The following is a 20001-nucleotide window of genomic DNA, read 5'->3' on the forward strand; positions in this document are numbered from 1 at the left end:
CACTGGAGTTGTGCTTTTAACATATTTGCCTCTAACCCCAGGAATCCGCACATGCGTATCGAAGAAGATCTGAAGTTAGGTTTCAAAGACGTTCTTATCCGCCCTAAACGCTCTACACTGAAAAGTCGCTCAGACGTTGAACTCGAACGTCAATTCACCTTTAAACATTCCGGTCAGACCTGGTCTGGCGTGCCGATTATCGCCGCCAATATGGATACGGTGGGCACCTTCGGGATGGCAACCGCCCTGGCGCAGTTCGATATTCTCACCGCAGTGCACAAACACTACAGCCCGGAAGAGTGGAATGCGTTTGTTGCATCCGCCTCTGAGGATGTGGTGAAGCATGTGATGGTCTCCACCGGCACCTCTGATGCCGATTTCGAGAAGACCAAACAGATCCTGAATGCGAACCCGGCGCTCAATTTTGTGTGTATTGATGTGGCGAACGGTTACTCCGAGCATTTCGTGCAGTTCGTCAGCAAGGCGCGTGAGGCCTGGCCAACGAAAACCATCATCGCGGGCAACGTGGTGACCGGTGAAATGTGTGAAGAGCTGATCCTCTCCGGTGCCGACATCGTGAAAGTGGGCATTGGCCCGGGCTCCGTATGCACCACGCGCGTCAAAACCGGCGTTGGGTATCCGCAGCTGTCCGCCGTTATCGAATGTGCCGATGCGGCGCATGGCCTGGGCGGCCAGATCATCAGTGACGGCGGTTGCACCATGCCGGGCGATGTGGCGAAGGCGTTTGGCGGCGGCGCAGACTTCGTGATGCTCGGCGGTATGCTGGCCGGTCATGAAGAGAGCGGCGGCACCGTGGTGGAAGAAAACGGTGAGAAATTCATGCTGTTCTACGGTATGAGCTCTGAGTCTGCAATGACCCGTCACGTTGGTGGTGTGGCAAAATACCGTGCGGCAGAAGGCAAAACCGTGAAGCTGCCTCTGCGTGGCCCGGTTGAAAACACCGCGCGCGACATCCTGGGCGGCCTGCGCTCAGCCTGTACCTACGTGGGTGCCTCCCGTCTGAAAGAGCTGACGAAACGTACGACGTTTATTCGCGTTCAGGAGCAGGAAAACCGCGTTTTCAATAGCCTGTAATGGCTTTCGCTGGCGCATGTCCGTGCGCCAGCACTATTGGCTATCCCGCGCTCATCGCATCCCCCAAATGGAAAATGGGCAAATACATTGCCACCACTAGCGTGCCGATGATGATCCCCGTGACAACCAGTAGTAACGGCTCCAGGAGTGCTGCCAGATTGTCGGCCAACTGAAAAGTTTGCTCCGTATGATGACGAGCAAGGTTTGCCAGCATGATGTCCAGTGAACCTGACATTTCGCCCGTTCGTAAAAGCTGAATACAGAGCGGGGTAAACATTGCCGCTTTCTGAAAGGATGACCAGACGGGAAGCCCTTTTTCAATATCTTCGCGTATTCTGCGAAGGATCCCTTGCCAGTAGCGGCTTTCGACGGTCTCTTCTGCGCTCTCAAGCCCCTGTAAAAAGGCAATGCCTGCCTGCTGTGTGAGCGACAGTACGGTGAAGATCTGCCCCAGCTTTTGCCCTTTCGCCAGCGCCCCCATTACAGGTAGATGCAGAAGAAATCGCTGCCAGCGAGGCGTGTGACGCAGAGTCCAGGCTGCGGTTAACGGAACAAGCAGCACCGCGAACAGTGCGAGAGCGTAGGACTGCATAAACGCGGATATACCCATCACCATCCGCGTCAGCGCCGGAAGGGGAGTGTTAAACGTTTTGTAGATTGCGGCGAACTCGGGCAACACCAGGGTGACCATGGCGAGTACGACGAGTACCGCCAGCGTCAGGATGATCGCCGGGTAGCGCAGCGCTTTTTTCACTTTCTGACCGAGCTGCTGCTGCGCTTTTTGTTGCTGGGCGAGCTGGCGACAGCACTCTTCCAGCTTCCCTGTCAGCTCACCCGTTTTTACCATTGAGATATGCAATGGGGTAAAGACCGTGGGCCACCGCCTGAGCGCCTCAGAAAAAGGGCACCCTTCACTGAGTTCATCGGCAACGCTTTGCAGCAGTGCCCGCCACGGTTCTGATGGATGCTGGTCAGCCAGCATTTGCAGGCTATGCGCAAGCGTTAGTCCGGCCTGCAGCAGCGTGGCGAGCTGGCGAAACATCTCGTAGCAGTGATGAGGACGCCAGCGGTGTCTCTGAGGGCATCGGGAGAGGGCCAGAGGATGCAGGTCGTTCCGCATTAGTCTGGTGAAGGCCGCGTTGCGGTCTGTGGCCCAGAGTGTCCCGCTTCGGGGTTCTCCTTCTGTGGAGAGGGCTCGCCAGCGCCAGAGGTGATTAGTGGCCATCGGGCATCCCCAAAACACGCAATAACTCTTCGAGCGTGGTTAGCCCTTGCTCAATGGCCATACAGCCGTGTTCAAACAGCGAGATTAACCCTGCCTGCCGGGCACTGGCTTCTATGACCTCGGTGCCTGCCCCGCTGGCAATTGCCTGACGCAGAGGGTTGTCGATTGCCAGTACTTCAAAAATCGCCACCCGGCCGTAAAAACCGTGATAGCAACGATCGCAGCCTGTGGGTTGCCAGCGGGGAAGTGGTCGCGGCCAAACCGGGCGGGGTAAGCCCGAATGCTCCCCGTTTTGCTGTCGGCAATGTGGACAAAGACGCCGAACCAGCCGTTGGGCAATCACCATAGAGAGTGCGGAAGATATCATCCAGCGCGCGACGCCCATCTGCTCCAGGCGAATCAGGGTTTCCGTTGTCGAGTTGGTATGCAGCGTCGACAATACCAGGTGCCCGGTCTGCGCGGCATTAATAGCGATCTCTGCCGTTTCGCCATCACGAATTTCGCCGACCATAATGATATCCGGATCCTGACGCAGCAGCGCCCTTAGCACGCTCTGAAATGTCAGGCCCGCTCGCGGGTTAATCTGCGTCTGATTCAATCCCGCAAGCGGGATTTCAATGGGATCCTCTACGCTGCAGATGTTGACGTCAGGGGTGTTAAGCGCCTGTAACGCGCTATAGAGGGTGACGGTTTTGCCGCTGCCTGTGGGGCCGGTAACCAGAATCAGCCCCTGAGGCTGGTGCAGTGAAGCAGTAAAACAGGCCAGCTGCTCAGCGCTCATGCCGAGTGCTTTCGGTTCAAGAGCCTGCTGAACCTGATGCAGCAGTCGCAGCACAATTTTCTCACCGCCGTTGCAGGGAAGCGTGGCGATACGAAACGAGACCGGCTCGTTTGTCAGCTCAATGGTAAACTGACCATCCTGCGGTAAGCGGCGTTCAGCAATATCCAGATTACCCAGCACTTTTAACCGGGCGCTGAGCATCGTTGCCAGCGCGGCGGAAAGCGGAGGTTGCGGGCAAAGTACGCCATCGATACGTAAGCGAATCTGGCACGCGTGCTCCATCGGTTCAATATGGATGTCGGAGGCGCGCTGGTTTATCGCCTGTTGCAGCGTGTGGTTGAGGATATCCACCGCGGAATGTGCCTGCGAAACGATAGGCAGATGCGATTGCGCGCTTAACTGCCGATGCTTTTCCATGCGTTCAGCGCTCCAGCACTCGATATCAATCCGTTTCTGCGTTGCGAAGCGAAGGGCTTCCATAAGTTCAGGTGCGGGGCTTCCCACGACGGCGATGCTGACCATGTCACTGTCGCTGGTGAGCAGCAGAGCATGATGGCGAAGGCAAAGTGCCACGAGTTGATCTGTGTTCATTGTCCGCCCCTCAGTTATTGTCGAAGCGGAAGACGTCTTCACAGGCCTGCTTAAGCTCGCTGTCAGCACTGATGTTGCAGTCACGCGTCCAGCCTGTCATACCGTTGCCGTTATTCCACTGTGGCGTCATGGTCACCGTCAGTCCGTTGAGACTCTCCTGACCCGTCAAGGTCACGATCCCTTTTGCCACGTTCATTGCTGAGACGTAACGCGTCGTCGTCGGGGAAGGGATGCCGTTACTGCCTGCGTCACAGCTCTCCACGCCACCGTGATCGAGCGCGCAAAGCTCAATGGCAGTGCGATAGGGAATGAAGGTTTGCAGCATATCGGTGAGGGCGGCTTTACGCAGGTAGTTCTGATAGGCGGGAACGCCGATGGCGCTCAGAATCGCAATAATGCCAATGACCACCATCAGCTCAATGAGTGTGAATCCTTGTTGTCTGTCCATATCTGCTCCTTATGCAAAGTGGCGCTACTCTGGCAGCGCGAAAGGAGAGAAACGAGGGGCAAAAAAGGGAACGGGAAAGGGGCTTCAGAGAATTCATGCAGTGTTGCAGGGAAGAACAACGGATTTGCGAGCAGGACTGAAATTCCCCTCTCCGGGCGGAGAGGGGAAGCGTGTTATTTGAAGCGCATGGAGAGGTCAAGGGCGCGAACGTGTTTGGTCAGCGCGCCGACGGAGATGTAGTCCACACCGGTTTCGGCGAATTCACGGATCGTGTCGAACGTGACGTTCCCGGAAACTTCAAGCTGGGCGCGGCCGTTAGTCAGTTTTACTGCCTCGCGCATCTGCTCAGTTTCGAAATTGTCGAGCATGATGATATCGGCTCCGGCCTTAACGGCCTGCTCCAGCTCTTCCAGGCTTTCGACTTCCACTTCAACAGGGACGTCCGGATGCAGCCAGAAGGCTTTCTCAACGGCCTGGCGCACGGAACCCGACGCAATAATGTGGTTCTCTTTGATCAGGAAGGCATCGGATAAGCCCAGTCGATGGTTGGCGCCGCCGCCACAGAGCACCGCGTATTTCAGCGCAGTGCGCAGGCCTGGCAGCGTTTTGCGGGTATCCAGCAGCTGAGTGTGGGTGCCGGCCAGGAGGTCAACATAGCGACGCACTTCGCTGGCGACGCCAGAGAGCGTTTGTACAAAATTGAGCGCGGTGCGTTCGCCGGTCAGCAAGACGCGCGAGGGACCGTCCAGCTCGAACAGCGGCTGATTGGCTGTAATCGCATCACCATCTTCAACGTGCCAGGTCACCTGCACATCATCGCCCGCCAGTTGAGTAAATACCTCTTCAACCCAACGCTTGCCGCAAAAAACGCCCTCTTCACGGGTAATAATGACCGCGTGGGAACGTGTCTCTTTTGGCAATAATTGTGCGGTAATGTCTTTATCGGCATTCACGTCACCCCCAAGGTCTTCTTTTAACGCATGGGCAACGCTTGCCGGAATATCCATATTAATACGTTCCAGAAGTGCTTCACGTCGGTGGTCGGGGTTGTAGCGGCGAGGCGGCATGATAAAACTCCAAATTGGTAACGAATCATAATATTGAAACATGCTACTCTGAACCGAGTCATTGCACCATACAGAAGGAGTTCCAGCATGTTGTTAGAAAACGGATGGCTGGTGGATGCGCGGCGTGTACCCTCGCCGCACCACGATTGCCGCCCGGAGGATGAAAAGCCCACACTGCTGGTGGTTCATAATATTAGTCTCCCGCCGGGTGAATTTGGCGGCCCGTGGATCGATGCGTTATTCACGGGAACGATAGATCCCAATGCCCATCCTTTCTTCGCTGAGATTGCGCATTTGCGCGTGTCGGCTCACTGTCTGATTCGTCGTGATGGTGAGGTGGTTCAGTATGTTCCTTTTGATAAGCGCGCCTGGCATGCCGGGGTGTCGATGTATCACGGGCGCGAACGGTGCAACGATTTCTCCATTGGGATCGAGCTGGAAGGCACGGATACTACGCCCTACACCGACTCACAGTATCAAAAGTTAGCGGCTGTGACCCGTACGCTTATCGGACTCTACCCGGCAATCGCCGACAACATTACCGGACACAGTGATATCGCTCCGGCGAGAAAAACCGATCCTGGCCCGGCATTTGACTGGCCCCGCTTTCGCGCCATGCTCACCGCGTCGTCAGAATAAGGAGATACCATGACGTTGTTTACCATGCTGCTGGTTATCATCGCTGAACGTCTGTTCAAGCTCGGTGAGCACTGGCATCTGGATCACCGGCTGGAGGTGTTATTCCGCCGCATCAGGCACTTTTCCATGCTGCGCACGCTGCTGATGATGGCGGGTGTGATGGTGATTACCTTCCTGCTGCTGCGCGCGCTGTACGGACTCTTTTTCAATGTGCCGCTGCTGGTGGTGTGGATCCTGCTTGGCGTGCTGTGCATTGGTGCGGGCAAGGTGCGTTTGCACTACCACGCATATCTTAAAGCGGCCTCCCGCGATGATGCCCACGCGCGCGGTGCCATGGCGAGCGAACTGACGATGATCCACGGCGTGCCGCCGGATTGCGACGAGCGCGAGTTCCTGCGCGAGCTGCAAAATGCGCTGCTGTGGATTAACTTCCGTTACTACCTCGCGCCGCTGTTCTGGTTTGTGGTGGGCGGCCCGGTGGGACCCGTCTTGCTGATGGGGTACGCGTTCCTGCGTGCCTGGCAGACCTGGCTTGCCCGTTATCTGACACCGCATGAACGTTTGCTCTCCGGCATTGATGCCATCCTGCATGTGCTCGACTGGCTGCCGGTGCGTCTGGTGGGTGTGGTGTACGCGCTCATTGGCCACGGTGAAAAAGCATTGCCAGCGTGGTTTGCGTCTCTGGGCGACCGGCACACCTCGCAGTATCAGGTGTTAACCCGTCTGGCGCAGTTTTCCCTGGCGCGAGAGCCGCATACCGACAAGATTGAAACGCCAAAAGCGGCGGTTTCAATGGCAAAGAAAACGTCGTTTGTGGTGGTGGTGGTTGTGGCGCTGCTGACCATTTACGGCACGCTGGTGTAGGCCAGCGTGCCGCAAACGCTATAGCGTATCCGCAGGCGGGATGCCGAAATCAGGCATCCCGCTTTCGTCCCAACGAACACGCTTCAGTCGGGTATGGCGATTCGGATCGTACAGCGGGTCGCCCTCAATTTCGGTGTAATTCCGCGCGTGATACACCAGCACATCTTCCCCTTCCGGCGTTTGCGTAAAGCTGTTGTGACCCGGGCCGTACTGACGATTTTCGTAGCTGGTAACGAACACCGGACGCGCAGATTTGTGCCAGTTCGCCGGCTGTTGCGGATCGGCATTCAGGTCTATCCACAATAACCCCATGCAGTAGTTCTCATCGGTGGCGCTAGCGGAGTAGCTGATAAACAGCTTGTCGCCGTGAACCAGCACCGCCGGACCTTCATTAACCAGAAATCCGCGGCATTCCCAGTCATATTCAGGTTTACTGAGCATCACCGGCTCGCCTTTCAGCGTCCACGGATTTTCCATTTCACACAGATAAAGGTTGGAGTTTCCGGCGATATCCGGCGCTTTTTGCGCCCACAGATACCAGCGTTTCCCCTGATGGACAAAGGTGGTGGCATCGAGGGCGAAAGTGTCGAATGGCGTTTTTATTTGCCCCTTCTCGACCCACGTACCGGCGAGCGGATCGCTGTCGGTACACTCCAGCGCAAACATTCGGTGCTGGAACATGCCGAGGCTATCAAGCGCCTGGGTGTGCGTCGCGGCAAAATAGATATACCACTTCCCGTCGATGTGATGCAGTTCTGGGGCCCAAATCAACTGGCTCATTGGACCGGTGTCGGGTTTGCGCCAGACCACTATCTCTTCGGCGCTGTGCAAGCCCTCCAGCGAGTCAGCACGGCGGATAGCCAGCCTGTCGTACTCCGGCACGGAGGCAATAAAATAGTATTGCCCCTCATGATGTAAAATGTATGGGTCGGCGCGTTGTTCAATAAACGGGTTTGGCCAGGTTTGCATGCAACTTTCCTTATTTTGTCTCTGCGGCTTTGAGTTCCTGATAAGCGTTCAGCTCGCGGTAGTTGGCGCGGCGCTTTTCCAGATCGGACTGGATCATCTTCATGGTTTCGCGGTCCACTTTCAGCAGGCGTACAACGCCCGCGGTAATTAAGTATCCAACGCCAGGAATAACGGTAAACAGCAGTACGATACCGTTAATGGCCTCCGCGCTTTGCGCTTTTGCGCCTGCGTCGTAACCGTACCAGGAGAGCAGAAAACCGACCATTGCCCCGGCAATCGCCAGACCCAGCTTCAGGAAGAAAATGTTGCCGGAGAAGCTGATCCCGGTGATGCGTTTCCCGGTTTTCCACTCGCCGTAGTCATCCACGTCAGCCATCAGCGACCAGTGCAGCGGAGACGGGATCTGGTGCAGGATGTTCAGCAGAACGTAGAGCACCACGATGGTGACGGTGGCTTTCGGGTCGAAGAAATAGAAGGCGCAGGAAAATATCGCCAGCACGATATTGGTCCAGAAGAAGACCTTCAGTTTACACCAGCGGTCGGTCAGCACTTTTGCCAGCACGCTGCCAAGCATCATGCCGATAACCCCCAGGCTGATAAACACGGTGGCGAAGTGGGTGCTCTGGCCCATCACCCAGGTGACGTAATACATGGTTGCCGCCATGCGGATAAAGCCCGGGCAGACGTTGCACAGGGTCAGGAGCAAAATTCGCACCCACTGGTCGTTTTTCCACACGTCTTTCAGGTCATTTTTCAGCTCGTCGTGGGTCTGCACCGCCGGGCGCACGCGCTCGCGCACGGTGGCGAAGCAGAACAGGAACATGCAGGTGCCAATCAGCGCCAGTACGGTCATTGCCATCTGGTAGCCTTTGGCTTTGTTATCCCCGCCAAACCAGTCGGCCATCGGCAGCAGCGTCAATGACAGCAGCAACGTGGCGATGCCGACCAGCACGAAGCGGTAGGACTGGCAGGCCACACGCTCTTTCGGATCGTTGGTGATCACCCCTCCTAACGAGCAGTAAGGGATGTTGATGGCCGTATAGGTTAATGAGAGCAGGAAGTAGGTGACAAACGCATAGATAACTTTGCTGTTATAGCTCCACTCCGGTGTGGTGAACATCAGAATACTGAACAGCGCGTAGGGGAAGGCAATCCACAGCAGCCATGGACGAAAACGGCCATATTTACTGCGGGTGCGGTCGGCAATTGCCCCCATGATAGGGTCGGTGACGGCGTCAATCACACGGACCGACAGCAGTAAGACCCCCACCAGCGCAGGCGCGAGGCCAAATATGTCGGTATAAAAATAGTTAACAAACAGCATGATGGCGCCAAAGATGATGTTGCAACCTGCATCGCCCATCCCATAGCCGATCTTTTCTTTTACTGACAGTTTAGCGTTATCCATAGACTGCTCTCCGGGTTTCGGTATGGAGAGAATTATTTGCTGGCAAACGAATATATGCGTTGCAGTATCAGGGCGGTGATATGGATAAAAACGCTGTAGGGATGAAAGTGTGAGGGAGGTAACAACGCGCGGTACCCGCAAAAGCAGGTACCGCGGAGGAGACTTAGTGGGCCTTCATGGCCTTGCGGCTTTTCTGGCTGAAGAGATAGCCAACGCCCAGCACGGCAATCCAGACCGGGATCAGGTAGACGGAGATTGCCATACCCGGCGTGATCAGCATGATCACCAGCACGGCCGCCATAAACAGCAGGCAGATCCAGTTACCCAGCGGATAGAGCAGGGCAGGGAAGCGCGTCGTCACGCCCTGCTGCTGTTTCGCGCGGCGGAACTTGATGTGCGCCAGGCTGATCATCGCCCAGTTGATGACCAGTGCAGAGACCACCAGCGCCATTAGCAGGCCAAATGCGGATTCCGGCGCCATGTAGTTAATCAGCACGCACAGCGCCGTCACAATGGCTGAAACAATGATGGTGTTGACCGGCACGCCGCGTTTATCAACGTTGAGCAGCATCTTCGGCGCATTGCCCTGCTGGGCCAGGCCGAACAGCATACGGCTGTTGCAGTATACGCAGCTGTTGTACACGGAAAGCGCCGCGGTCAGCACCACGACATTGAGCGCGTTCGCCACGACGGTATCACCCAGTTCGTGGAAAATCAGCACAAACGGACTGGTGTCGGCAGTGACGCGCGTCCACGGCAGCAGGGAGAGCAGGACCGCCAGCGAGCCCACATAGAAGATCAGAATTCGGTAGATAACCTGATTCGTCGCTTTCGGGATGCTCTGCTCAGGGTTGTCGGCTTCTGCGGCGGTGATACCCACCAGTTCCAGACCGCCGAAAGAGAACATAATGATGGCCATCATCATCACCAGACCGGTCATGCCGTGAGGCAGGAAGCCGCCCTGTTCCCAGAGGTTACGCACGGTTGCCTGTGGGCCACCGTTGCCGCTGAACAGCAGCCAGCCGCCAAAGATAATCATCGCCACGACGGCGATCACTTTGATGATGGCAAACCAGAACTCCATCTCGCCGAACACTTTTACGTTGGTGAGGTTAATGGCGTTGATAATGACGAAGAAGGCTGCAGCGGAAGCCCAGGTTGGGATGTCGGGATACCAGAACTGAATATACTTCCCGACGGCAGTCAGCTCGGCCATGGCAACCAGAACGTACAGTACCCAGTAGTTCCAGCCGGAGGCGAAACCGGCAAAGCTGCCCCAGTACTTATAGGCAAAGTGGCTGAAGGAGCCAGCGACCGGCTCCTCGACAACCATTTCACCTAACTGGCGCATGATCAGAAAAGCAATGAAACCCGCAATCGCGTAACCCAAAATAATGCCCGGACCGGCAGACTGGATAACGGATGCGCTGCCCAGAAACAGGCCGGTACCAATAGCACCGCCCAGTGCGATGAGCTGAATATGGCGGTTTTTTAGCCCGCGCTTTAGCTGATCGCCGTGCTGTTGAGCTTCCATTTGAAACCTCGTGTGTGGTTGTTATGTCACGCTGTGCGTGTGTAATTATGAAAATCCATATTCTGTATTTATTTCTTTACGGTTAAACGAACCGAAAAAAGCGGAGATGACTTCCGTAAGCGCCAGAATAGTGGTAAGTGCCTGTGAATGCACCTGCTTTATGAAGGGCTGATGACGAGTTGAATAAAAAGAAAGCATTTGTAAATCACTCCGCTCTCGCTTCTTACCCCAACCTATAGAATAGAAATGCGCCTTAAGTGGGCGAATTTTCATAATTTGCCTTGTTGAATCGCTTCAGATTGCAAAAACCCTCGTTTCATTATGGTTAAAACTCCCACTTTGGGAGTAATCAACTCATTTGTGCAAAGTTACATTTCTGAAACGTTATTTCTGTAAGGTTGTTAAAATGTGCAGGGTTTACTGATTTCAATCAAAACCAATATGGACAGAAGGTGAATACTTTGTTACTTTAGCGATACGAAATATAAATTGGTAAGACCAATTGACTCCGGGCAAAAAGGCGTAAGACAGGGAATATGGCCTACAGCAAAATTCGCCAACCAAAACTATCTGATGTGATTGAGCAGCAGCTGGAGTTTTTAATCCTCGAAGGGACTCTGCGCCCGGGTGAGAAACTTCCGCCAGAACGCGAACTGGCAAAACAGTTCGACGTTTCACGTCCCTCTCTGCGTGAGGCGATTCAACGCCTCGAAGCAAAGGGCTTGCTGCTTCGTCGCCAGGGCGGCGGAACCTTTGTGCAAAACAGCCTGTGGCAGAGCTTCAGCGATCCGCTGGTAGAACTTCTCTCTGACCACCCAGAATCCCAGTTTGACCTGCTTGAGACCCGTCACGCGCTGGAAGGTATTGCGGCCTATTACGCCGCCCTTCGCAGCACTGATGAAGATCGCGTGCGTATCCGCGAGCTGCATCAGGCCATTGAACGGGCACAGCAGTCCGGCGATTTAGACGCCGAGTCCAGCGCCGTCGTCCAGTATCAAATCGCCGTCACCGAAGCAGCACACAATGTGGTGCTCCTCCATCTGCTACGCTGCATGGAGCCGATGCTGGCCCAGAACGTTCGTCAGAATTTTGAATTGTTGTATGCCCGTCGGGAGATGCTCCCACTGGTAAGCAACCATCGCACCCGAATATTCGAGGCGATAATGGCCGGGGAACCGGAGCAGGCGCGCGAAGCGTCGCACCGTCACCTGGCTTTCATTGAGGAAATCTTGCTGGACCGCAGCCGTGAACAATCGCGTCGCGAACGTTCATTACGCCGCATACAGCAACGAAAGGATTAAGCGCCAGGTACTTTTAGAGCGCGGCAACTAAACGCAGAACCTGTCTTATTGTGTTCTTGCTGAAGAGCACAATGGGACAGGTTCCAGACAAATCAACGTATTAGATAGATAAGGAATACCCCCATGTCAGAACGTCTCCAAAATGACGTGGATCCGATCGAAACTCGCGACTGGCTACAGGCGATCGAATCGGTCATCCGTGAAGAAGGTGTTGAGCGCGCTCAGTATCTGATTGATCAGCTGCTTTCTGAAGCCCGCAAAGGCGGCGTGAAGGTTGCTTCAGGTGCAGGGGCTAGCAACTACGTAAACACGATTGCCGTTGAAGACGAACCGGAATACCCGGGCAATCTGGATCTGGAACGTCGTATCCGTTCAGCTATCCGCTGGAACGCCATCATGACTGTTCTGCGCGCGTCCAAGAAAGATCTGGAGCTGGGTGGCCACATGGCGTCCTTCCAGTCTTCTGCGACCGTTTACGAAGTGTGCTTTAACCACTTCTTCCGTGCAGCGAACGAGAAAGACGGCGGCGATCTGGTGTACTTCCAGGGCCACATCTCTCCGGGCATCTATGCACGTGCATTCCTGGAAGGTCGTCTGACTGAAGAGCAGATGAACAACTTCCGTCAGGAAGTTCACGGTAAAGGCCTGTCTTCTTACCCGCACCCTAAACTGATGCCTGAATTCTGGCAGTTCCCGACCGTATCCATGGGTCTGGGTCCAATCGGTGCGATCTATCAGGCTAAATTCCTGAAATATCTGGAACACCGTGGTCTGAAAGACACCTCTGAGCAGACCGTTTACGCCTTCCTGGGCGACGGCGAAATGGATGAACCAGAATCTAAAGGTGCGATCACCATCGCAACCCGTGAGAAGCTGGACAACCTGTGCTTCATCATCAACTGTAACCTGCAGCGTCTGGATGGTCCGGTAACCGGTAACGGCAAGATCATCAACGAACTGGAAGGCATCTTCGCGGGTGCTGGCTGGAACGTAATCAAAGTCATGTGGGGTTCCCGTTGGGACGAACTGCTGCGTAAAGACACCAGCGGTAAACTGATCCAGCTGATGAACGAAACCGTTGACGGTGACTACCAGACCTTCAAATCCAAAGACGGTGCCTACGTGCGTGAGCACTTCTTCGGTAAATATCCTGAAACCGCCGCACTGGTTGCAGACTGGACTGATGAGCAGATCTGGGCGCTGAACCGTGGTGGTCACGATCCGAAGAAAATCTACGCGGCACTGAAAAAAGCGCGTGAGACCAAAGGTAAAGCGACTGTTATCCTGGCCCATACCATCAAAGGTTACGGCATGGGTGATACCGCAGAAGGTAAAAACATCGCTCACCAGGTTAAGAAAATGAACATGGACGGCGTGCGTTATATCCGCGACCGTTTCAACGTTCCAGTGACCGATGAGCAGGTAGAAAACCTGTCTTACATCACCTTCCCGGAAGGTTCTGAAGAGCACAAGTACCTGCACGAACGTCGTCAGGCGCTGAAAGGCTACCTGCCAGCTCGTCAGCCTAACTTCACCGAGAAGCTGGAACTGCCAGCGCTGGAAGACTTCTCTCAGCTGCTCGAAGAGCAGAACAAAGAGATCTCTACCACTATCGCTTTCGTTCGTGCCCTGAACGTGATGCTGAAGAACAAGTCGATCAAAGATCGTCTGGTGCCAATCATCGCCGACGAAGCGCGTACTTTCGGTATGGAAGGTCTGTTCCGTCAGATCGGTATCTACAGCCCGAACGGCCAGCAGTACACCCCGCAGGACCGTGAGCAGGTTGCTTACTATAAAGAAGACGAGAAAGGTCAGATCCTGCAGGAAGGTATCAACGAGCTGGGTGCAGGCGCATCCTGGCTGGCTGCTGCGACCTCGTACAGCACCAACAACCTGCCGATGATCCCGTTCTACATTTACTACTCCATGTTCGGGTTCCAGCGTATCGGTGACCTGTGCTGGCAGGCAGGCGACCAGCAGGCTCGCGGCTTCCTGATCGGTGGTACTTCTGGTCGTACGACCCTGAACGGTGAAGGTCTGCAGCACGAAGATGGTCACAGCCACATTCAGTCTCTGACTATCCCTAACTGTATCTCTTACGACCCGTCTTACGCGTACGAAGTGGCAGTCATCATGCATGACGGTCTGCAGCGCATGTACGGTGAAGCGCAAGAGAACATTTACTACTACATCACCACCCTGAACGAAAACTACCACATGCCGGCAATGCCAGCAGGTGCCGAGGAAGGTATCCGTAAAGGTATCTACAAACTCGAAACTGTTGAAGGTAGCAAAGGTAAAGTTCAGCTGCTGGGCTCCGGCTCTATCCTGCGTCACGTGCGTGAAGCCGCACAGATCCTGGCGAAGGACTACGGTGTCGGTTCCGACGTGTACAGCGTGACCTCCTTCACTGAACTGGCTCGTGATGGCCAGGATTGTGAGCGCTGGAACATGCTGCACCCAATGGAAACTCCACGCGTTCCGTACATCGCTCAGGTGATGAATGACGCGCCAGCGGTGGCGTCTACTGACTATATGAAACTGTTCGCTGAGCAGGTTCGTACTTACGTTCCAGCTGATGATTATCGCGTACTGGGTACTGACGGCTTCGGTCGTTCAGACAGCCGCGAAAACCTGCGTCACCACTTCGAAGTTGATGCTTCTTACGTGGTTGTAGCAGCACTGGGCGAACTGGCTAAACATGGCGAAATCGATAAGAAAGTGGTTGCGGACGCAATTACCAAATTCAACATCGATGCAGATAAAGTTAACCCGCGTCTGGCGTAAGAGGTAAAAGAATAATGGCTATCGAAATCAATGTACCGGACATCGGGGCTGATGAAGTTGAAATCACCGAGATCCTGGTCAAAGTGGGCGACAAAGTTGAAGCTGAACAGTCGCTGATCACCGTAGAAGGCGACAAAGCCTCTATGGAAGTCCCGTCTCCTCAGGCTGGCATCGTTAAAGAGATTAAAGTCTCTGTTGGCGATAAAACCGAGACCGGCAAACTGATCATGATTTTCGATTCCGCCGACGGTGCAGCAGCTGCTGCACCTGCGCAGGAAGAGAAGAAAGAAGCCGCTCCGGCTGCTGCTCCAGCAGCTGCCGCCGCAGCAAAAGAAGTGAACGTGCCTGACATCGGCGGTGACGAAGTTGAAGTCACCGAAATCCTGGTGAAAGTGGGCGACACCGTTGCGGCTGAGCAATCACTGATCACCGTAGAAGGTGACAAAGCCTCTATGGAAGTCCCTGCGCCGTTCGCGGGTACCGTTAAAGAGATCAAGATCAACACCGGTGACAAAGTGTCTACTGGCTCCCTGATCATGGTCTTCGAAGTGGCGGGTGCTGCACCTGCTTCCGCGCCTGCTCAGGCTGCTGCTCCGGCTCCGGCCGCTGCACCGGCTGCTGCTGGCGGCGCGAAAGACGTTAACGTACCGGACATCGGCGGTGACGAAGTTGAAGTGACGGAAGTGATGGTGAAAGTGGGCGACAAAGTTGCCGCTGAACAGTCACTGATCACCGTTGAAGGCGACAAAGCTTCCATGGAAGTTCCTGCGCCGTTCGCGGGTACCGTTAAAGAGATCAAAATCAGCACTGGCGACAAAGTGTCTACTGGCTCTCTGATCATGGTCTTCGAAGTGGAAGGCGCTGCGCCTGCCGCCGCTCCGGCTGCCGCTGCTGCTCCAGCACCGGCTGCTGCACCGGCTCAGGCTGCTAAACCTGCTGCTGCACCTGCTGCGAAAGCAGAAAAATCTGAGTTCGCTGAAAACGACGCGTATGTCCACGCCACCCCGCTGATTCGTCGCCTGGCGCGCGAGTTCGGTGTGAACCTGGCGAAAGTGAAAGGGACTGGCCGTAAGGGTCGTATCCTGCGCGAAGACGTTCAGACCTACGTGAAAGACGCGGTGAAACGTGCTGAAGCTGCACCTGCTGCAGCCGCTGGCGGCGGTATCCCGGGCATGCTGCCATGGCCGAAAGTGGACTTCAGCAAGTTCGGCGAAATCGAAGAAGTGGAACTGGGCCGTATCCAGAAAATCTCTGGTGCTAACCTGAGCCGTAACTGGGTGATGATCCCGCACGTTACGCACTTCGACAAAACCGATATCACCGATCTGGAAGCGTTCCGTAAACAGCAGAACGCCGAAGCTGAGAAGCGTAAACTGGACGTGAAATTCACCCCAGTGGTCTTCATCATGAAAGCCGTTGCCGCTGCACTTGAGCAGATGCCACGCTTCAACAGCTCCCTGTCTGAAGACGGCCAGAAGCTGACGCTGAAGAAATACATCAACATCGGTGTTGCGGTTGATACGCCAAATGGTCTGGTTGTTCCGGTCTTCAAGGACGTGAACAAGAAGAGCATCACTGAGTTGTCCCGTGAACTGACCACCATCTCCAAAAAAGCGCGTGATGGTAAGCTGACTGCCGGCGAAATGCAGGGCGGCTGCTTCACTATCTCCAGCATCGGCGGCCTGGGCACTACCCACTTCGCGCCGATTGTGAACGCGCCGGAAGTGGCTATCCTCGGTGTATCCAAGTCCGCGATGGAGCCGGTGTGGAATGGTAAAGAGTTTGTGCCGCGTCTTATGATGCCAATCTCTCTGTCCTTCGACCACCGCGTGATCGACGGTGCTGATGGTGCGCGTTTCATCACCATCATCAACAACATGCTGAGCGACATTCGCCGCCTGGTGATGTAATCGAAAAGCCGGCCAGTCGGCCGGCTTTTTTCTGGTAATCTCATGCTGTTTTTGAGGTTACTGGCGTAAGCAAAAATTCATGAGCCGTTTGTTGTTTCAAAATTGTTAACAATTTTGTAAAATGCGGGCGGATAGAACGACCCGGTGGACGACGGGTATAAATTAAGAGGTCATGATGAGCACAGAAATCAAAACTCAGGTCGTAGTACTTGGGGCAGGCCCGGCAGGTTATTCCGCAGCATTCCGCGCCGCGGATTTAGGTCTGGAAACCGTCATCGTAGAACGTTACAGCACCCTCGGTGGTGTTTGTCTGAACGTCGGCTGTATCCCTTCTAAAGCGCTGCTGCACGTCGCGAAAGTGATCGAAGAAGCCAAAGCGCTGGCTGAACACGGTATCGTCTTCGGCGAGCCGAAAACCGATATCGACAAAATTCGTACCTGGAAAGAGAAAGTTATCACTCAGCTGACCGGCGGTCTGGCGGGTATGGCCAAAGGCCGTAAAGTGAAAGTGGTAAACGGTCTGGGTAAATTCACCGGTGCGAACACCCTGGAAGTGGAAGGCGAAAACGGCAAAACCGTGATCAACTTCGACAACGCGATCATCGCGGCAGGTTCTCGCCCAATCGAACTGCCATTCATTCCACATGAAGATCCGCGCGTGTGGGATTCCACCGATGCACTGGAGCTGAAAACTGTTCCTAAGCGCCTGCTGGTTATGGGCGGCGGTATCATCGGTCTGGAAATGGGTACCGTGTACCATGCGCTGGGTTCAGACATTGACGTGGTTGAAATGTTCGACCAGGTTATCCCGGCTGCAGACAAAGACATCGTTAAAGTCTTCACCAAACGTATCAGCAAGAAATTCAACCTGATGCTCGAAACCAAAGTGACTGCCGTTGAAGCCAAAGAAGACGGTATTTACGTTTCCATGGAAGGCAAAAAAGCCCCATCCGAACCACAGCGTTACGACGCCGTGCTGGTGGCTATCGGCCGTGTGCCGAACGGTAAAAACCTCGACGCGGGCAAAGCTGGCGTGGAAGTGGACGACCGTGGTTTTATCCGCGTTGACAAACAGCTGCGCACTAACGTGCCGCACATCTTTGCTATCGGCGATATCGTCGGTCAGCCAATGCTGGCGCACAAAGGTGTTCACGAAGGTCACGTTGCCGCTGAAGTTATCGCTGGCATGAAACACTACTTCGATCCGAAAGTGATCCCATCTATCGCGTACACCGAGCCAGAAGTGGCATGGGTGGGTCTGACTGAGAAAGAAGCGAAAGAGAAAGGCATCAGCTACGAAACCGCCACCTTCCCGTGGGCTGCTTCTGGCCGTGCTATCGCTTCCGACTGCGCAGACGGTATGACCAAACTGATCTTCGACAAAGAGACTCACCGCGTGATCGGTGGTGCGATTGTCGGGACCAACGGCGGCGAGCTGCTGGGTGAAATCGGTCTGGCGATCGAAATGGGTTGCGACGCGGAAGACATCGCGCTGACCATCCACGCTCACCCGACTCTGCACGAGTCCGTGGGCCTGGCGGCAGAAGTGTTTGAAGGTAGCATCACCGACCTGCCAAACGCGAAAGCGAAGAAGAAATAAGTTTCTTTTGATTGCTAAACGCCTCTCCGGAGGCGTTTTTTTTGCCCTGAAACTACCCAAATTGGTAGTCATCTCGTTGATATTTCCGCTAAAAATTCCTCTTCATCTGCCGATACTTTTTTCACCGTTGTGTGGCTACTGGCTGCGCTGTTCAGGGGTTCTGGACTTTTAATTACACGAAAAAAGGAAAACGCATGTCTTTAAAGAAAGTTGTGGGAATTGGCTTACTGGCGTCAGTCATGACGCTGACCGGATGTGGCGCGATGACGACAGCCGTGAAAAAACGCAACCTGGAAGTGAAAACCCAGATGAGTGAGACCATCTGGCTTGAGCCTTCCAGTGAAAAAACGGTCTACATCCAGGTTAAAAACACCTCCGATAAAGACATGAGCAACCTTCAGACGCTGCTGGCAAACGATCTGAGCGCTAAAGGGTATAAGGTAACGTCCTCACCTGACAGCGCATACTACTGGGTGCAGGCTAACGTCCTTAAAGCAGACAAAATGGACCTGCGCGAGTCTCAGGGCTACCTGAAAACCGGCTATGAAGGCGCCGCCGTGGGGGCCGCTCTGGGTGCCGGTATTACCGCCTACAACAGCAACTCCTCTGGCGCCGCGCTGGGCGTGGGTCTGGCGGCTGGGCTAATTGGCATGGCGGCAGATGCGATGGTAGAAGATGTGAACTACACCATGGTTACCGACCTGCAGATCTCTGAGCGTAGCAAAGCGAAAGTCACCACCGATAACATTGCGGCGCTGCGTCAGGGTACGTCCGGCGTGAAGCTGCAAACCAGCAGCGAGCAGGGCGATCGCGCGAAGTATCAGACCCGCGTGGTATCGAATGCTAACAAGGTCAATTTGAAATTCGAAGAAGCGAAACCAGTTCTGGAAGCGCAGTTGGCGAAATCGGTGGCAAATATTCTGTAAGTAAAACAGCCGGGTGGCGGCTTCGCCTTACCCGGCCTACAAAACGTGGTCCGTTGACGTTACTCAGGGTTCGACAGGCTGCCAGGTTTTATCCGGGCTATACGCGGTCATCGCCCGGACTTTCTGCTCAGAATCGCGGCCGAGATCGGACTGGTAAACCCTGTCGCTCTGGTTTATCACGAAGCTCATCACGCCGGTTTGACCATAGCTGACCGGCCAGGCCACCATCGCGAAACCGTTATTATCCGGCAGGATGCGGAAGCGATAGCCGTGGTATCCCGCCCCAGGCTCTTTCGGACTGAACGCCGGACCAAGCGGGCTTGGCGTTTCGCCTGGCGAGACGGGCCAGTACAAACCATCCTTTTTCCCGTCCGCGCTGACAATTTTCTGCGCGTATTTCTGGTTCAGCGCAAAATAGCTCTGCTGGGCATCCACATAGGCATGTAAGGCTTCAATGGCGGCAAGCTCGTTACGCCCAATCTCGCGGGTCAGGATCTCCTCGGCCCCTTCTTTCATGTCAAATTGCCAGCCGGAAGCGGTTTTAACCACCGGGATGGGAAGCTGCCAGCCGCTGTCTCCGACAGCAAGATGTGCTGTGTTACCCTCGACAACCGTGTTGTGCCGGACTTTCCAGTCGCGCAGGAAGCGAGCAACGGCATCAGGATCTACCCCTTCAGGCGGCAGAAAGTCGCGCCAGTTTTCACCGAGCAGATTGCTCATCGCACTTTCGTTTTGCTCGCTGATGGCGCTGGCCAGCGCATCTGTTGCCTGTTCTGGCGTGCTGAAAGATTGCTGCGCCATCGCGGACGCCGACATCATGAACACCACCATTCCACAGAGAAGTTTATTTTTCATG

At 54.9% G+C, this 20001-nt stretch carries 17 protein-coding genes; 8 read left to right on the forward strand and 9 right to left on the reverse strand.

Annotation, left to right across the window (positions count from 1 at the left end; all coding sequences use genetic code 11):
• Window positions 1-51: 51 nt before the first annotated feature.
• Window positions 52-1095, forward strand: a complete 1044-nt coding sequence (locus AAER43_RS03655; protein ID WP_045134574.1) for a GMP reductase — start codon at window positions 52-54, stop codon at window positions 1093-1095.
• Window positions 1096-1135: 40 nt separating this feature from the next.
• Here the strand turns inward: AAER43_RS03655 and hofC are convergent, their stop codons facing one another.
• The 4 genes from hofC to nadC form a co-directional block, all read right to left on the reverse strand.
• Window positions 1136-2320 (reverse strand): protein transport protein HofC, encoded by a 1185-nt coding sequence (gene hofC / locus AAER43_RS03660; RefSeq protein ID WP_023336759.1) that lies wholly within the window; start codon window positions 2318-2320, stop codon window positions 1136-1138.
• The gene (gene gspE / locus AAER43_RS03665) at window positions 2310-3692 is read right to left on the reverse strand and encodes a type II secretion system protein GspE (RefSeq protein WP_050862974.1); all 1383 of its coding nucleotides are present in this window, start codon (window positions 3690-3692) and stop codon (window positions 2310-2312) included. The genes hofC and gspE overlap by 11 nt, the downstream gene beginning before the upstream one ends.
• Before the next feature lie 10 nt (window positions 3693-3702).
• Window positions 3703-4140: a prepilin peptidase-dependent pilin gene (gene ppdD / locus AAER43_RS03670; RefSeq protein ID WP_014882558.1), complete on the reverse strand. Its 438-nt coding sequence runs from the start codon at window positions 4138-4140 to the stop codon at window positions 3703-3705.
• Between the two features lie 173 nt (window positions 4141-4313).
• On the reverse strand, window positions 4314-5207 hold the full coding sequence (nadC, locus tag AAER43_RS03675) for a carboxylating nicotinate-nucleotide diphosphorylase (RefSeq protein ID WP_014882559.1): 894 nt from the start codon (window positions 5205-5207) through the stop codon (window positions 4314-4316).
• A gap of 87 nt (window positions 5208-5294) precedes the next feature.
• On the opposite strand from nadC, the gene ampD reads away from it, so the two are divergent.
• Both ampD and ampE read left to right on the forward strand, forming a co-directional pair.
• On the forward strand, window positions 5295-5846 hold the full coding sequence (ampD, locus tag AAER43_RS03680) for a 1,6-anhydro-N-acetylmuramyl-L-alanine amidase AmpD (protein WP_014882560.1): 552 nt from the start codon (window positions 5295-5297) through the stop codon (window positions 5844-5846).
• 9 nt (window positions 5847-5855) lie between these two features.
• The gene (gene ampE, locus AAER43_RS03685; RefSeq protein ID WP_023332090.1) at window positions 5856-6710 is read left to right on the forward strand and encodes a beta-lactamase regulator AmpE; all 855 of its coding nucleotides are present in this window, start codon (window positions 5856-5858) and stop codon (window positions 6708-6710) included.
• Between the two features lie 18 nt (window positions 6711-6728).
• Here the strand turns inward: ampE and AAER43_RS03690 are convergent, their stop codons facing one another.
• The 4 genes from AAER43_RS03690 to AAER43_RS03705 form a co-directional block, all read right to left on the reverse strand.
• A complete protein-coding gene (locus AAER43_RS03690) occupies window positions 6729-7679 on the reverse strand; it encodes a family 43 glycosylhydrolase (protein ID WP_050862975.1) in 951 nt (316 codons plus the stop codon).
• A gap of 10 nt (window positions 7680-7689) precedes the next feature.
• A complete protein-coding gene (locus AAER43_RS03695) occupies window positions 7690-9087 on the reverse strand; it encodes an MFS transporter (RefSeq protein WP_014882563.1) in 1398 nt (465 codons plus the stop codon).
• Between the two features lie 163 nt (window positions 9088-9250).
• Window positions 9251-10621 (reverse strand): aromatic amino acid transporter AroP, encoded by a 1371-nt coding sequence (gene aroP, locus AAER43_RS03700; protein ID WP_047625524.1) that lies wholly within the window; start codon window positions 10619-10621, stop codon window positions 9251-9253.
• Between the two features lie 45 nt (window positions 10622-10666).
• Window positions 10667-10894, reverse strand: a complete 228-nt coding sequence (locus AAER43_RS03705) for a hypothetical protein (protein ID WP_078309342.1) — start codon at window positions 10892-10894, stop codon at window positions 10667-10669.
• 263 nt (window positions 10895-11157) lie between these two features.
• Between AAER43_RS03705 and pdhR the strand changes: the two genes are divergently transcribed.
• From pdhR to traT, 5 genes are all read left to right on the forward strand, one after another.
• Window positions 11158-11922 (forward strand): pyruvate dehydrogenase complex transcriptional repressor PdhR, encoded by a 765-nt coding sequence (gene pdhR, locus AAER43_RS03710; protein WP_014882565.1) that lies wholly within the window; start codon window positions 11158-11160, stop codon window positions 11920-11922.
• Between the two features lie 123 nt (window positions 11923-12045).
• Window positions 12046-14709, forward strand: coding sequence for a pyruvate dehydrogenase (acetyl-transferring), homodimeric type (gene aceE, locus AAER43_RS03715; RefSeq protein ID WP_057057761.1), 2664 nt, complete (start codon window positions 12046-12048; stop codon window positions 14707-14709).
• A 14-nt stretch (window positions 14710-14723) separates the two neighbouring features.
• A complete protein-coding gene (gene aceF / locus AAER43_RS03720) occupies window positions 14724-16619 on the forward strand; it encodes a pyruvate dehydrogenase complex dihydrolipoyllysine-residue acetyltransferase (RefSeq protein ID WP_014882567.1) in 1896 nt (631 codons plus the stop codon).
• A gap of 175 nt (window positions 16620-16794) precedes the next feature.
• Window positions 16795-18219: a dihydrolipoyl dehydrogenase gene (gene lpdA, locus AAER43_RS03725; protein ID WP_023332094.1), complete on the forward strand. Its 1425-nt coding sequence runs from the start codon at window positions 16795-16797 to the stop codon at window positions 18217-18219.
• Between the two features lie 194 nt (window positions 18220-18413).
• A complete protein-coding gene (gene traT / locus AAER43_RS03730; RefSeq protein WP_014882569.1) occupies window positions 18414-19145 on the forward strand; it encodes a conjugal transfer complement resistance protein TraT in 732 nt (243 codons plus the stop codon).
• Between the two features lie 63 nt (window positions 19146-19208).
• On the opposite strand, the gene AAER43_RS03735 is transcribed toward traT, so the two are convergent.
• Window positions 19209-20000 carry a DUF2950 family protein gene (locus tag AAER43_RS03735; protein ID WP_045281044.1) on the reverse strand — a complete coding sequence of 264 codons (792 nt, stop codon included), beginning with the start codon at window positions 19998-20000 and terminating at the stop codon, window positions 19209-19211.
• Window position 20001 lies beyond the last annotated feature (1 nt).

It is taken from the genome of Enterobacter sp. FUJ80071 (genome assembly GCF_038739915.1).
GTDB classification, from domain to species: Bacteria; Pseudomonadota; Gammaproteobacteria; order Enterobacterales; family Enterobacteriaceae; genus Enterobacter; species Enterobacter kobei.